This window comes from Rhizobium oryziradicis, from assembly GCF_001939045.1.
In the GTDB taxonomy this organism is placed as follows: Bacteria; Pseudomonadota; Alphaproteobacteria; order Rhizobiales; family Rhizobiaceae; genus Allorhizobium; species Allorhizobium oryziradicis.
This window is the reverse complement of the sequence record NZ_MKIM01000020.1, coordinates 173,302-186,968: the sequence shown is the minus strand read 5'-3', so window position 1 is coordinate 186,968 and position 13,667 is coordinate 173,302. Positions and strand designations below refer to the sequence as shown.

Genomic DNA, 13,667 nt, shown 5'->3' with positions numbered 1-13,667 from the left:
ATCCATTTTACGCCTTAAAGACCTGAAAGCGCGTCATCGACGCTATCAATAATCTCCTGGGCGGCATCATCGGCAGAGATATTGCCGTAAGCATAAGCCTCAAACACCGAGTCAAAGGCTTCGGTGACACGCGGATGCTCATAGAGTGGCGAGATCTTTGGACCCGTCGCATCCATCACAAGCTTATGGGCCAAAATCTGTTCCGGCTTGATTTTGCCTTCCTTTTCCAACACGGCAAGCGCTGCCTTGCTGGACGGAATTCCGCGCGAAGCGCCCAGAATCGTCACTGCCTCAGGATCGTTGAGCAGGCAATTGATAATCTGTGCTGCCGCCTTTGGCTCTTTGCTGTGTTTGGAAATGGCAAACAGCATGGAGGGTTTGCGATAGACACCTTGTGTCTTGGCATCCGCCACCGTCAAAAGCGGCACCGGCACCAGTTCCTGCCCCTTTTGCAGGGGTGTCGCGATTTTGCTGTAAACGCTATCCCATTGATAGGTGCCTGCAATCTTGCCGTCGGCCCAATTGGGGTTTTCATGCAGCAGAATATTGCCCGTACCCGCCACTTGCTTCCATGACATGATGGTGCCCTTATCCACCATGGTCTTGTAGAATTTCAGGCCTTCCGCCAGCTCAGCCGCTGTCCATGCCACCTTGTTGGTGTCTGGATCGATGAAGGATTTGCCGGTTTTTTGCGTCACCCGCAATGTTAGCTGCATGCGCGCATCCAGTGCCGCCCCTTCAAAGGGATAGGCGTCGGCACCGACTTTTTCCTTGATGATCGGCGTGTCTGCCAACAACTCGTCCCAAGTGGTCGGCACTTTCAGACCAGCCTTTTCAAACGTGGTCTTGTTGAAGAAGAAAACCCGGCCCGTCGTTGAGACAGGAATGCCATTCAGCTTGCCTTTGACAGTCCCGCCCTCAAGATCGGCGGCACTCCACTGGCTGAGATCAATAATATCCTTGAACTGGTTGAGATCGGCAAAGCCATCGCCATTCTTGCTGAAAATCGGCAACCACGGCCAATTGATCTGCATGATATCGGCTTCAGTGCCGCCGGCAATCTGGGTGGTGATTTTTTCCTGATGGCCGGTCCAGCCGGTGAATTCAGGATTGATGGTGTGGCCGAATTTTGCACCACAGACTTTCAACGCTTCCTGCGTGGCTTTGTGGCGGTCGTCGCTGCCCCACCACGACATGCGCAAGGTGGCGGCGTGGGCCGCGCCCAGGCTGGTGGCGGCCATAGCAAGGCCCAAAAATGCTGCTGTGATCTTTCTCATGTCGCTCCTCCCAGAACCCATTGTCATGACTGTATATTTGCCAGCGAGACGTTCTCGCCCGATGCGCGATCAAAAATGTGTGCCGCCCCCGGCTGCGGCACAAGGCGGATCATATCGCCGCTGATTTTGCCGCGCTCATAACGGCTGGCCTCGGTCACCGCGATCAAAGCGCGGCCTTCGACCTTTACGTGCAGATAGACCTCGTGGCCCATGAATTCGACATGCGACACCCGGCCGTTCAAACCGTTTTCTGTTGCCTGATCAACCATGGTAAAATGCTGTGGGCGTACCCCCAGCGTCACCTGACCACCCGCTTTGGGTTTCAGGCGGCTCATCATTTCCGGAGCAAGCTGCAACACCTGCTCACCGATTTTGACCCGGTCTCCGCTCAGCTCACAGTCCATCAGGTTCATTTCCGGGCTGCCGATAAAGCCTGCAACAAAGGCATTGGCCGGACGATTGTACAGCGTCACCGGATCGGCCACCTGCATGATCACGCCTTCCTTCATCACGCAGATGCGGTCGCCCATGGTCATGGCTTCCGTCTGGTCGTGGGTGACATAAACCACGGTGGATTGCAGGCCATTGGCCTTCAACTGCTTGTGCAGATCGGTGATGCGCACCCGCATCGAGGCCCGCAATTTCGCATCCAGATTGGAAAGCGGCTCGTCAAACAAAAACACCTGCGGCTTTTTGATCAAGGCACGGCCCACCGCCACGCGCTGGGCCTGACCGCCGGAAAGCTGCTTGGGCAGGCGCTCCAGATAATCACCAATTTCCAAAATGCCTGCTACTTCCTGCGTGGAGGCCTCGATCTCATCCTTGGGGCGGCGCTTGAGCCGCAGGCCAAAGGACAGGTTTTTGCGCACTTTCATATGCGGATAGAGGGCATAATTTTGAAACACCATGGCAATGCCGCGCTCGCCGGGGGCTTTGTCATTGACAAGACTGTCACCAATGCGGATTTCACCGCCACTCACCTGCTCCAGCCCGGCAATCATGCGCAGCGTCGTGGATTTGGCGCAGCCAGACGGCCCCACCAGCACCATGAACTCGCCATCTGCGACATCCAGATTGATGCCATGCACCGCCTTGAAGCCACCATAGGTCTTTTCGAGATTTTTCAGTTGCAAACGTGCCATTGTTTTATCCTTTGACCCCGCCCGACGAGATGCCTTCGATGAAATATTTCTGCGAAATGAAAAACACGATCAGGGCTGGCATGATGGTGACGACGGACATCGCCAGAATGCGGTTCCACTCAAATGCTTCGGTGGTGTCGATGGAAAGTTTCAGCGCCAGCGAGACGGGGAATTTATCGACCGACGAGATGTAAATCAGCGGGCCGAGGAAGTCGTTCATGCTCCACATGAACTGAAACAGGCAAACCGAAATCAAGGCTGGTGCCAGCATGGGCACAACAATGAAAATCAACACCTGCCAGCTGTTGGCACCATCAACGCGGGCCGCCTCTTCCATATCGCGCGGTATGGCGCGCAAGAACTGCACCAGCATGAACACGAAGAAAGCGTCACCGGCCAAGGCGGATGGCACCCAGAGCGGCAGAAAACTATCGAGCCAGCCCATGTCACGAAACAGCAGATATTGCGGAATGCGGGTGACAACATTGGGCAAAAGCAGTGTGGCAATCAGCGAGCCAAACAGAATTTTCTTGCCCGGAAAGTCAAACCTTGCGAAGCCATAGGCCACCGCTGTGCAGGAAATGGCCGTGCCAATCACCTTGGGCACAATGATATAGGCAGTGTTAAGAAAGAAATGGCCGAAGGTGTAAGCCGTGGATGTCTGCCAGCCCTTGATATAGCCATCCAGCGTTGGCGAATTGGGCCAAAAGCCCGGATTGGCAAACATTTCTGCATTGGTTTTAAACGATGCGCCAATCAGCCAGATCAGCGGATAGAGCATCAAAAGGCCAACAGCTGTGAGAATGCCATAGCGAACAACCGCACCGATCACCTGACGGCGGGCCTGTTTGCGGCGAATGACGTCGGCATCTTCAATGCTCGCCATTGAATTGTGAAGAACATGGTCGGTCATGAGATCAGCTCCTCTTGTCGCCAGCGTAATAGACCCAGTGGCGCGACGACCAGAAGGCAATAACGGTGAGCACCATGATGATGGCAAACAGCACCCAGGCGATGGCCGAGGCATAGCCCATGTCAAAGCGCTTGAAGGCCTCGTCATAAATATACAGCGGCAACAGATAGGTGGATTTCAACGGCCCGCCCTGGGTGATGATGTAAGGGCCGTTAAACTCTTGAAATGCCTGCACCATCTGCATGATCAGATTGAAGAAAATCACCGGCGTGATCAAAGGCAGGGTGATGTGCACAAAAGCACGCCAGCGATTGGCCCCATCAATGGCGGCGGCCTCATAGAGCGATTTATCAACGCTTTGCAGGGCAGCCAGAAAGATCACCATGGCCGAGCCAAACTGCCACAATCTAAGCAGAGTAATGGTAAACAGCGCGTTGGTGGGATCGCCAAACCAGTTGACCGCCTCAAAGCCCATTGAGGTCAGCGCCATATTGACGATGCCGGTATCGGCAAAAATATAGCGCCACATCACCGCAATGGCGATAGAGCCACCCAGAATCGAGGGCACATAAAAAGCGGTGCGGAAAAAATTGATGAATTTCAGCCGGTAATTGAGAATAACCGCGATAAACAATGCAAAAATCAGCTTCAGCGGTACCGTCAGCAGCACATAAAACAAGGTGACGGAAAGCGATTTGCGAAAGGTGCGGTCTGCCGTGAACAGCTTGATATAATTGGCAAGACCCGTGAACACCGGTGCACTCATCAAATTATAATCGGTAAAGCTGAGATAAAACGACACCACAAACGGAAGCGCGGTGAACACCAACAGGCCGACAATATAGGGCGACAGATAAACCAGCCCCATGAAACGGTTCTCGCCACTCATGCGGCAAACCTCCCGGCTATACGCTCACCAGCGATGGCTGAGCCGATCTGCGCTGCAAAGTTGCGCAAGATACGGCCCCTCACGCCTGTGACAGCAGAAAACATGTTTTCAACTTTGTGCATTCATTCAACCGGGAAAACATCAGCCGCACGATCTATACGGGTGGCCTTGTCCTCTTGTCCCGCTCCTTCCAGTGGCCAGACTCCACACTTCTTTTCAATCTGCAAGGCTTGAAATCAATTTAATGTATTGATTTAATGTATGTTATTGCCAGAGCTCCAAAATGGCAGGATCAATACACCTCAGCAGATTTTCATCGTATTGAAGTAGTATACTAGCATACCCGTTTGCGAGAATAGAGAATATGGGACAAAAAGATGGATAAAACTGAACAGACAGTTTTGGCAGGCATTCCCGTCAATGCGGTGAGCCTGACCCTGACGCGCTCGGCCATCAAGATGCAGCATACGCCGCGCTGGAGTGTTGATAAGGTCAACACGGTGCATGATCTGGCCATCTGCCTGACGGGTCGCGCACGCTATGTTATTGACGGGGAAGAGATTATCATGGAGCCCGGCTGCGCCATGCTGATTGAGGCCAATATGCCGTTTCGCGGACAGTCCATCTCGCAAGAGCCCTATACCGGCCTCGCCCAGCATTTCACCCTTGAGGTGTTTGGCCAGATGGATCTGATTTCGCAAATGAAAGTCCGTCGCAGTGTCGCCCTGCCGCGCTGGACGATGCTGGAACCGCTGGTGCGCTATTATCGCGAGAGCGTGCCTTTGTCATCGACCACGCTGATCCAGCATCATATGTTCATGGTGTTGCTGATCCAGTTTATGGAAGCGGCCTTTGAAGGCTGGCGACCGCAACAAGAGGCGGCCCTCGACAATCCCGATCAGCTCTCGCTTGCCGTCATGGTTGCCTCCAGCCGCATTGCGGCCGATCCACTCGATGACAGCATTGTCGAGCAGGTTTTGGAGAACATTCCCTATAACCGCGATTATTTCCGCCGTATTTTTCGACGTCAAGTGGGATTTACGCCGCTGAAATATCAGGAATTCAAGCGCATGGAACGCGCCATGGGCCTGTTGGCGGGGGGATTGTCAGTCAAAAAATCCTCAGAGCTCAGCGGCTTTAGCGATCCCTATTATTTCTCGCGTATGTTCAAGCATTATATTGGCGTGAGCCCCGCAGGCTATAAAGCCGCCGAGCGCCGCCATCGGGATGGCCAGTTTCCGCGCGGAGAAGAAGATGGCAAGGTCATCTATCCACTACAACGCCGCCCATCCTGACCGACGATCAACAGAGGATCACTTGCGCAGAATGACCCAGATCGCATGAATAATGCCTGGCACGTAACCGCAAAGCGTCAACAAAATATTGAGCCAGAATTGCAAGCCCAAGCCGACTTGCAAAAACACGCCCACTGGCGGCAACAGAATAGCGAAAAGAATACGAACAACGTCCATGGGACCTCCAAACAACACCAACTGAACAGACAACGCGCAAACCTCGCAAGAGTTCACTTACTGCTGCGATTTTAATTGCCGCTGCGATTATGCGATGCCGCCCGCATAATCGGGCGTCGGCCGGTCCATCACCTGCCGACCCATTAGGCTTGCCGTCAGATCGGCCATCAACATTGCCGTGCGTCCGCGCTCATCTAAAAATGGATTCAGCTCCACCAGATCCAGGCTGGTCACCAGACCGCTATCATGCAGCATTTCCATCACCAGATGCGCTTCACGAAAGGTGGCTCCGCCCGGCACGGTGGTTCCAACCGCTGGCGCAATTGACGGGTCCAGAAAATCGACATCAAAGCTGACGTGCAACAACCCGTTGGCCGCTTTGACCTTTTCCAGGAATGGGCGCAGCAACACGCCCACGCCATGCTCATCAATCATGCGCATGTCATGCACGGTAATGCCGGTTTCCCGCAAGGCCGCTCTTTCTGCCGGATCAACGCTGCGGATGCCAATCATCGCGACATTGGCTGGGTCCACCGCATGGGTCAGCTTGGGGTAATAGCCCTGAAAACCCGAGCGGCCGGTAAAATAAGCCACCGGCGTGCCATGCAGATTGCCGCTTTGGGTGGTGTCCAGCGTATGAAAATCGGTGTGCGCATCCAGCCACAACACAAACAGCGGACGGCCAAGCTCTTTTGCGCGCCGCGCCAGACCCGGCACGGTGCCCGCCGACAAAGCATGGTCCCCGCCCAAAAAAATCGGCATGACTGATTCGCTTTCCCGGTAGGCGCATTGCTCAAGCGCTTCAATCCAGCCCACCGTTTCCGGCAGATGGTGAATGGCCGGATTGGGATGCAGCAGAGGCTTGAGCGGCGTTGGGGCAATATTGCCAATATCGCCAACCTCGTGACCAAGCTCAGTCAGCATGGAAGCCAGACCCGCAATGCGCAAAGCACTTGGTCCCATTTCGCATCCAAGACGGCCTGCACCAATCTGCACAGGCGCACCAATCAATGTACATTTCATCGCCAACTCCCTCTGATGACACAATTACAGCACAGAGAACCGCGAGTTTGAACCGTGCATTTTGCGCATTATGTCCAATAAATGTGACATTTCGTCATCGGATTGATCTAAAATGCCAGATAAAATCACAATGCCAACAAAGAGGTGAGCATTTTTGCTGCACAGCCACACGGCACTTGAAAAGTGCATCGCATGCGGCATCCTCGCACAATCAGATCAAGATCAATCAAATCAAAACAAACACGACAAGGGGCAACATGACAGACCGATTGAAGGGAAAAATCGCCATCATCTCTGGTGGCGCGACAGGCATGGGCGGCGCAGCTTCAAAGCTGTTTGCAGCCGAAGGCGCAAAAGTCGCGATTATTGATCGCAACGAAGCGGAAGCGGCAAAAACCGTTGCAGACATCCGAGCAGACGGCGGCACCGCAGACTTCTGGACCGCCGATGTCTCGCAGGAAGATGCCGTGAAAGCAGCAGTCAAGGGCGTGGAAGACACCTTTGGCCCGGCAACCGTGCTGTTCAATCACGCCGGTACCATTGTCATCAAACCCTTTCTGGAAACGACGCTGGAGGAATGGGACTGGCTGCATGCCGTCAACGTGCGTTCCATGTTTTTGATGACCAAGGCTGTTCTGCCCGGCATGATTTCAGCCGGCGGCGGCTCTATCGTCTGCACATCGTCGATTTCGGCTGTGGCGGCAACGCCGATGGAAGTGCTCTATGACACGACAAAGGGTGCGGTGCATATGTTTGCCCGCGCTATTGGCGTCGAATTCCGAGATCGCAACATCCGCTGCAACGCTGTTTGCCCTGGCTTTATTCGCACCCCACATGGCTTGCGCGAGGTGGAAGAGTTGCAACGCTTGGGCGTTGACGTGTCCGATGCCGCCATTGCCGCTGCCCAAGGCCGCATTGGCGAGCCGGAAGATGTAGCGCGCGCCGCCCTTTATCTCGCCAGCGATGAGTCCATGTTCGTCAATGGTGCCCATCTGTTTGTTGACAATGGCTTTACCGCCATATGATAAAAAGGCCGTGCGGATCGCTCCGCACGGCCAAGTCTCGATTGCCACCACCCGGAAGGGTTTCTTCGACACCATTGCAAGTCCGCCTTTGCTCTGGCATCTTGTTTTTTAGTTAATTCTAATTTAAAAAGAAGTCAAGGATAAATCACGCCTTTGCGCAAGATAACATTGGCGTAGAGGCGCGGCTCACCCGTCTGCACCACAGTATGGGCGGCTTTGACACGTGGATAGAAATCCGGCCCCAGCAATGGTACCACCGACTGCTTGGGCTCATGGGCTTTGCAGCAATCGATGATCTCCTGATGAACCGGATCCAGCGCATCGCGATCCTTGCCAACCGTGGAGCGGAAGATGGCCTCGGGCACAAAATCATCAATCGGCAGCACCGACAAAATGGCATCCAGAACAGGAATGAGGCCCAAGCCATCCAGACGCACCAGGCGGCGCGCATGCTCAAGACCGGGATAATTGCCGTCGACAATCGCAATTTCATCGCCGTGTCCCATGGCACGCAACGTGGCCAAAAGGTCGGGGTTAAGAATGGGGTTGAGACCCTTCAGCATTACACAAGCTCCTTGAACAAAACATTCTGATCCAAAAGATAGCGGGAAAACAGCGGCAGGCTGGCACCGCCAACCGACCGGGCCTGATGCCCGACAATCCCTTCCACAATCTCGGGCATCAACACACCCTGCAGATCCAGTTCACGCGCGGCGTCGCGCGTTGCCGCAACCAGACGCTGGCGCACCCAATCGGGAAAACCGCCATCAATCACCGCTGCCGAAAAGTCAATAACCGAAGCGGATGCGACAATGGCCTGCGCCAGGGCCGCTGCCGAATCCCTTATCCAGATCTCCAGCGGTTCGCCGTAATCAATCCAATCGTTTGGCGAATACCACAATGCTTTCGGGTCATGGCCATATTCGCGCAACAGATTCTCAAGCACAAAAATCGAGGCAATTTTCAACAATTGCACCGTCTTGCCGTCGCGTCTTTGCACCGGCAAAGGCCCTAGAGCACCCGCCGTGCCAGAGCGGCCAGAAAACAGCGAGGCATTGAGCACAATGCCGCCGCCAATAAATGAGCCAACAAAAAAGTAAATAAAATCAGGATACTGCGGACCAACACCAAACACCAACTCGGCCGCACAGGCCGAGGTGGCGTCATTTTGCAAAAACACCGGATACGCCACTCTCGCCGCCGCATCGGCATGAAGATCAGCTTTACGCCAGGCGTCCATGTCCTTGGCGGGCGCACCTGTTTCTTCCGCCCAGTTCCACAATTCAAACGGTGCTGCAATGCCCACCCCGGCAATGCGCGCACGCTCTGCATGATCCAGACGCGCCTCGATCTCGGCAATGCCCTCGACGATAAAATCCAAAAGCACATCGGGCATGGGATAAGCATAGGTGCGGCGCACTTCGTGGCGGATTTTGCCAACAAAATCCATCAACACCAGATTCGCACTGCGACGGCCAATCTTGACACCAAACGAATAGGCCCCATCGGGATTGAGCCGCATCGGCACGGAGGGCTGCCCCACCCGTCCGCGCACGGGCTCGCCGCGGATCAGCAAGCCCTCGCGTTCCAGCACGCGCATGATCACGGTGACGGTTTGCGCAGAAAGACCGCTGCGCCGTGCAATTTCAGCCTTGGACAAACTGCCATGGCGGCGCACCAGCGACATCACCAGCCGCTCGTTGTAAGCGCGCACGCCAACCTGGTTGGCACCACCGCTTGTCTCGAGGATCGCGGCAGGCACAGCCTCGCTCGCATACATCCTCTCTGCCATTTCCATTCCTCCCACCCTCTTCATAGGGGTTTTTTCTTAACGCAAATCTCAAACGGTGCCAGCTTGGCACGCGCTCCTCCGCTTCGCCTGAGACTTTCCTTAGCATGGCACAAGGAATTAATAATTCAATTCGATTTATTTATTGACAGCGATTTCTTTTAGTGGTTTTTTCATGTCGGAAGCATGGACGACCTTCAAAAGACGTGTTGAGCCATGTGAACCGAACGGCCCTGAGGAGGGCAGTTCATTATTTATCCTTGGGAGGGATCCTTTATGAAGACCAATTTGATCGGTGCCACGCTTGGTGCCTTGGCTCTCGGTGTCGTTTTTTCATCTGGCGCACATGCTGCCGGCGTTTCTGCCTGCTTGATCACCAAGACCGATACAAACCCATTTTTCGTCAAGATGAAGGAAGGCGCTGAAGCCAAGGCCAAAGAACTTGGCGTAACGCTGAAGTCCTATGCCGGCAAGATCGACGGCGACAGCGAAAGCCAGGTTGCAGCGATTGAGACCTGCATTGCCGACGGCGCAAAGGGTATCCTCATCACTGCATCCGACACCAAGGGCATCGTGCCTGCTGTCAAGGAAGCCCGCGACGCTGGCCTTCTGGTGATTGCACTTGATACCCCGCTTGACCCGATTGATGCAGCTGACGCAACCTTTGCAACCGACAACCTGCTGGCTGGCAAGTTGATTGGCCAGTGGGCTGCCGCAACGCTGGGTGACAAGGCAAAGGATGCCAAGGTTGCCTTCCTCGACCTGACCCCTGCACAGCCATCGGTTGACGTTATGCGTGACCAGGGCTTCATGATGGGCTTCGGCATTGACCCGAAGGACCCAACCAAGATTGGCGATGAAACCGATCCACGCATCGTGGGCCACGACATCACCAACGGCAATGAAGAAGGTGGCCGTACAGCCATGGAAAACCTTCTCCAGAAGAACCCGAACATCAACGTTGTTCACACCATCAACGAGCCTGCCGCTGCTGGCGCTTATGAAGCGCTGAAGTCTGTTGGCAAGGAAAAGGGCGTGTTGATCGTTTCCGTTGACGGCGGCTGCCCAGGCGTGAAAAACGTTCAGGAAGGCGTGATCGGCGCAACATCGCAGCAATACCCGCTGATGATGGCGGCCCTCGGCATCGAGGCCATCAAGAAGTTTGCTGACACTGGCGAAAAGCCAAAGCCAACCGAAGGCAAGAACTTCTTTGACACCGGCGTGTCGCTGGTCACAGACAAGCCTGCCAAGGGCGTTCCATCCATCAGCGTTGCTGACGGCCTGAAGAAGTGCTGGGGCTAATGCCTACCCGCTCAGTTTAAGCATCGAAGGGCGGCTCAGGCCGCCTTTCTCACACCACGGCGACCCAACCTGCGGTCGTAACAGCGACAAAGATTAAATAGAGACTATCTTAAAAGCCGAAGGCCGCCGCAGGCAAATTGTTGCAGCAGGCTGGCCCGGCCCTCATACCTCAATAGAGGCCGACGGGAGGAAAACCGATGAGCGAGCCGAAAGCCGCCACAAAACCCCATCTTGAATATGAAAATGTGTTGTCCGGCAGTTCAAAACAGGTCGCGCAATTCGATTCAGATAAAAAAACACCCGTGCAGAAGTTTCAGTATTTTCTGCACTCAAGCCCGGCCGCCGTGCCCTTGATCGTTCTGATCCTGTCGCTTGCCGTCTTTGCATCCATTTTGGGGTCCAAGTTTTTCTCCCCCTTCGCATTGACGCTGATTTTGCAGCAGGTGGCCATTACCGGCGTTATCGGGGCCGCCCAGACCCTGGTTATTCTCACCGCAGGCATCGACCTTTCGGTTGGTGCCATCATGGTTCTGTCATCCGTGGTGATGGGTCAGGTTGCGGTACACTATGGTGTTCCTGCGCCGCTGGCTGTTCTCTGTGGGTTTGTCGTTGGTGCCGTATGCGGCTTTATCAACGGCTTTCTCATTGCCCGCGTCAAGCTGCCGCCCTTTATCGTGACACTCGGCATGTGGCAGATCGTTCTGGCCACCAACTTCCTCTATTCTGCCAATGAAACCATCCGCTCGCAGGATCTTGGCGACAGTGCTGCACTGTTGCAGATTTTCGGCCAGAGCGTCAAACTGGGCGGTGCCGTGTTTACCTATGGCGTCATTGCCTTGGCTGTGCTGGTAGCCGTGCTTTGGTACGTGCTCAACAACACCGCCTGGGGCCGCCATCTCTATGCCGTGGGCGATGATCCCGATGCGGCTGAACTGTCTGGTGTCAACGTCAAGCGTATGTTGATTTCGGTCTACACCTTGGCAGGCCTGATCTGCGCGCTGGGTGGCTGGGTGATGATTGGTCGTATCGGCTCGGTCTCGCCAACGGCTGGCCAGTTTGCCAATATTGAATCCATCACGGCTGTGGTGATTGGCGGCATGTCGCTGTTTGGCGGTCGCGGCTCCATCCTCGGCATGCTGTTTGGCGCGCTGATTGTTGGCGTGTTCCAGCTTGGCTTGCGCATGGCAGGCACCGACCCACAATGGACCTATATGCTGATTGGTGTGCTGATCATTGCCGCCGTCGCAATTGACCAATGGATCAGAAAGGTAGCAGGCTAATGGCACAAGAACCCATCCTCACCGCTCGCGGTCTCATCAAGCGCTACGGCCGTGTTACCGCCCTCGACAAAGCCGATTTCGATCTCTATCCGGGCGAAATTCTAGCCGTGATTGGTGATAACGGCGCTGGCAAATCCTCACTGATCAAGGCTATTTCCGGTGCTGTGACACCGGATGAAGGCGAGATCAAGCTGGAAGGTCAAACGATCCATTTCCGCTCTCCTATCGATGCGCGCAAGGCAGGTATTGAGACGGTGTATCAAAACCTTGCTCTGTCGCCTGCGTTGTCCATCTCTGACAACATGTTTCTGGGCCGCGAGTTGCGCAAGCCCGGCATCATGGGCAGCCTGTTTCGCTCGCTCGACAAGGCTGCCATGGACAAATTCTCCCGTGACAAGCTGTCCGAGCTTGGCCTGATGACCATTCAAAACATCAATCAAGCCGTGGAAACCCTCTCGGGCGGTCAGCGTCAGGGTGTGGCCGTGGCGCGCGCTGCTGCCTTTGGCTCAAAGGTGGTTATTCTCGATGAGCCAACAGCCGCACTCGGCGTCAAGGAAAGCCGCCGCGTGCTGGAGCTTATTCAGGACGTGCGCTCGCGCGGCATGCCGATTGTGTTGATTTCGCACAATATGCCGCATGTGTTTGAGGTTGCCGATCGCATCCACATTCACCGCCTGGGCAAGCGTCTGTGCGTGATCAATCCGAAGGATTACACCATGTCGGATGCCGTGGCCTTCATGACCGGAGCGAAAGAGCCGCCCGTGGAAGCGATTGCCGCATGACAACATCCATTTCCTCCCTTCTTGAGGAAATCATACGGCTGGCAACAAATGCCAGCCGTTTCATGATTGGTATTGCCGGCCCACCAGGTGCTGGCAAATCTACCCTGTCGGACGCTTTGCGCGATGCGCTGATTGCCCATGGTGAGACGGCTGAGATCCTGCCCATGGATGGCTTTCACATGGACAATGGCATTCTGGAGGAGCGCGGCCTCTTGCCCCGCAAGGGATCACCAGAAACCTTTGATGTTCGTGGCTTTCTCGACATTGTCACCGCCGTGAAGCGCGGCGATGAAGAGGTGCTGGTGCCGGTGTTTGACCGCTCCCGCGAACTGGCCATTGCATCTGCCCGTGCTATTTCGCCCGACACCCGCTTTATTCTGGTTGAAGGCAATTACCTTTTGCTGGATCAGGCACCCTGGAACCGGCTTGCACCTTGCTTTGATCTCACCCTGTTTGTCGGCCCTCCGCTGGATGTGCTGGAACAGCGCCTTCGGGAGCGCTGGGTGCATTTTGGGCTGGATGAGGCCGCAATCGCCTGGAAACTCAACGGCAACGACCTGCCCAATGGCCGCTTGGTGATTGAAAAATCACGCCCCGCGAACATTAGCGTGGATGTGATTGATCTGAAATAACGAGAATTCTCCTCTCGACAAAATCCATAGCCGTGCTTACAAAATAAGCACGGCTTTTTTTTGCACAATTTTGTTGACAGCAGCCTTGAACCCCGCTCTATTTGTATAGTCAAAAAGCCAAAACAATTGGCAACAAACGGG

General features: G+C 54.9%; 14 protein-coding genes. 6 read left to right on the top strand and 8 right to left on the bottom strand.

The window, feature by feature from the left end; all coding sequences use genetic code 11:
* Positions 1-14 precede the first annotated feature (14 nt).
* The 4 genes from BJF95_RS02700 to BJF95_RS02685 are packed head-to-tail and all read right to left on the bottom strand — an operon-like array spanning position 15 to position 4,221.
* Positions 15-1,277: an ABC transporter substrate-binding protein gene (locus BJF95_RS02700; RefSeq protein ID WP_075637894.1), complete on the bottom strand. Its 1,263-nt coding sequence runs from the start codon at positions 1,275-1,277 to the stop codon at positions 15-17.
* Between the two features lie 23 nt (positions 1,278-1,300).
* Positions 1,301-2,419 carry an ABC transporter ATP-binding protein gene (locus BJF95_RS02695; protein ID WP_075637893.1) on the bottom strand — a complete coding sequence of 373 codons (1,119 nt, stop codon included), beginning with the start codon at positions 2,417-2,419 and terminating at the stop codon, positions 1,301-1,303.
* 4 nt (positions 2,420-2,423) lie between these two features.
* Positions 2,424-3,332, bottom strand: coding sequence for a carbohydrate ABC transporter permease (locus tag BJF95_RS02690; protein WP_075637892.1), 909 nt, complete (start codon positions 3,330-3,332; stop codon positions 2,424-2,426).
* A 4-nt stretch (positions 3,333-3,336) separates the two neighbouring features.
* A complete protein-coding gene (locus BJF95_RS02685; protein ID WP_075637891.1) occupies positions 3,337-4,221 on the bottom strand; it encodes a carbohydrate ABC transporter permease in 885 nt (294 codons plus the stop codon).
* 377 nt (positions 4,222-4,598) lie between these two features.
* Between BJF95_RS02685 and BJF95_RS02680 the strand changes: the two genes are divergently transcribed.
* The gene (locus BJF95_RS02680; RefSeq protein ID WP_075637890.1) at positions 4,599-5,516 is read left to right on the top strand and encodes a helix-turn-helix transcriptional regulator; all 918 of its coding nucleotides are present in this window, start codon (positions 4,599-4,601) and stop codon (positions 5,514-5,516) included.
* Positions 5,517-5,534: 18 nt separating this feature from the next.
* Here the strand turns inward: BJF95_RS02680 and BJF95_RS02675 are convergent, their stop codons facing one another.
* Positions 5,535-5,693: a YqaE/Pmp3 family membrane protein gene (locus tag BJF95_RS02675; protein WP_075637889.1), complete on the bottom strand. Its 159-nt coding sequence runs from the start codon at positions 5,691-5,693 to the stop codon at positions 5,535-5,537.
* Between the two features lie 87 nt (positions 5,694-5,780).
* Entirely contained in the window at positions 5,781-6,716 is a 936-nt protein-coding gene (gene rocF / locus BJF95_RS02670; RefSeq protein ID WP_075637888.1) for an arginase, read from the bottom strand.
* Between the two features lie 257 nt (positions 6,717-6,973).
* Between rocF and BJF95_RS02665 the strand changes: the two genes are divergently transcribed.
* Positions 6,974-7,741 (top strand): SDR family NAD(P)-dependent oxidoreductase, encoded by a 768-nt coding sequence (locus BJF95_RS02665; protein WP_075637945.1) that lies wholly within the window; start codon positions 6,974-6,976, stop codon positions 7,739-7,741.
* Between the two features lie 134 nt (positions 7,742-7,875).
* On the opposite strand, the gene BJF95_RS02660 is transcribed toward BJF95_RS02665, so the two are convergent.
* Positions 7,876-8,304, bottom strand: coding sequence for an RbsD/FucU family protein (locus BJF95_RS02660; protein WP_075637887.1), 429 nt, complete (start codon positions 8,302-8,304; stop codon positions 7,876-7,878).
* A complete protein-coding gene (locus tag BJF95_RS02655; protein WP_139317378.1) occupies positions 8,304-9,533 on the bottom strand; it encodes an ROK family transcriptional regulator in 1,230 nt (409 codons plus the stop codon). The genes BJF95_RS02660 and BJF95_RS02655 overlap by 1 nt, the downstream gene beginning before the upstream one ends.
* Before the next feature lie 273 nt (positions 9,534-9,806).
* On the opposite strand from BJF95_RS02655, the gene BJF95_RS02650 reads away from it, so the two are divergent.
* From BJF95_RS02650 to BJF95_RS02635, 4 genes are all read left to right on the top strand, one after another.
* Entirely contained in the window at positions 9,807-10,832 is a 1,026-nt protein-coding gene (locus BJF95_RS02650; RefSeq protein ID WP_075637885.1) for a sugar ABC transporter substrate-binding protein, read from the top strand.
* Between the two features lie 197 nt (positions 10,833-11,029).
* On the top strand, positions 11,030-12,112 hold the full coding sequence (locus tag BJF95_RS02645) for an ABC transporter permease (protein WP_075637884.1): 1,083 nt from the start codon (positions 11,030-11,032) through the stop codon (positions 12,110-12,112).
* On the top strand, positions 12,112-12,894 hold the full coding sequence (locus tag BJF95_RS02640) for an ATP-binding cassette domain-containing protein (protein WP_075637883.1): 783 nt from the start codon (positions 12,112-12,114) through the stop codon (positions 12,892-12,894). Before BJF95_RS02645 ends, BJF95_RS02640 begins: the two co-directional genes overlap by 1 nt.
* Complete coding sequence (locus tag BJF95_RS02635; RefSeq protein ID WP_075637882.1) at positions 12,891-13,526, top strand: nucleoside triphosphate hydrolase; 636 nt, start codon at positions 12,891-12,893, stop codon at positions 13,524-13,526. The genes BJF95_RS02640 and BJF95_RS02635 overlap by 4 nt, the downstream gene beginning before the upstream one ends.
* Positions 13,527-13,667: the final 141 nt, after the last annotated feature.

What these genes read in the sequence shown, in the direction of transcription:
- rocF (WP_075637888.1), bottom strand. Translation starts at nt 6,716, where the DNA reads ATGAAATGTACATTGATTGGTGCGCCTGTGCAGATTGGTGCAGGCCGT.
- BJF95_RS02700 (WP_075637894.1), bottom strand. Translation starts at nt 1,277, where the DNA reads ATGAGAAAGATCACAGCAGCATTTTTGGGCCTTGCTATGGCCGCCACC.
- BJF95_RS02695 (WP_075637893.1), bottom strand. Translation starts at nt 2,419, where the DNA reads ATGGCACGTTTGCAACTGAAAAATCTCGAAAAGACCTATGGTGGCTTC.
- BJF95_RS02640 (WP_075637883.1), top strand. Translation starts at nt 12,112, where the DNA reads ATGGCACAAGAACCCATCCTCACCGCTCGCGGTCTCATCAAGCGCTAC.
- BJF95_RS02645 (WP_075637884.1), top strand. Translation starts at nt 11,030, where the DNA reads ATGAGCGAGCCGAAAGCCGCCACAAAACCCCATCTTGAATATGAAAAT.
- BJF95_RS02660 (WP_075637887.1), bottom strand. Translation starts at nt 8,304, where the DNA reads ATGCTGAAGGGTCTCAACCCCATTCTTAACCCCGACCTTTTGGCCACG.
- BJF95_RS02650 (WP_075637885.1), top strand. Translation starts at nt 9,807, where the DNA reads ATGAAGACCAATTTGATCGGTGCCACGCTTGGTGCCTTGGCTCTCGGT.
- BJF95_RS02655 (WP_139317378.1), bottom strand. Translation starts at nt 9,533, where the DNA reads ATGGCAGAGAGGATGTATGCGAGCGAGGCTGTGCCTGCCGCGATCCTC.
- BJF95_RS02690 (WP_075637892.1), bottom strand. Translation starts at nt 3,332, where the DNA reads ATGACCGACCATGTTCTTCACAATTCAATGGCGAGCATTGAAGATGCC.
- BJF95_RS02680 (WP_075637890.1), top strand. Translation starts at nt 4,599, where the DNA reads ATGGATAAAACTGAACAGACAGTTTTGGCAGGCATTCCCGTCAATGCG.
- BJF95_RS02635 (WP_075637882.1), top strand. Translation starts at nt 12,891, where the DNA reads ATGACAACATCCATTTCCTCCCTTCTTGAGGAAATCATACGGCTGGCA.
- BJF95_RS02665 (WP_075637945.1), top strand. Translation starts at nt 6,974, where the DNA reads ATGACAGACCGATTGAAGGGAAAAATCGCCATCATCTCTGGTGGCGCG.
- BJF95_RS02675 (WP_075637889.1), bottom strand. Translation starts at nt 5,693, where the DNA reads ATGGACGTTGTTCGTATTCTTTTCGCTATTCTGTTGCCGCCAGTGGGC.
- BJF95_RS02685 (WP_075637891.1), bottom strand. Translation starts at nt 4,221, where the DNA reads ATGAGTGGCGAGAACCGTTTCATGGGGCTGGTTTATCTGTCGCCCTAT.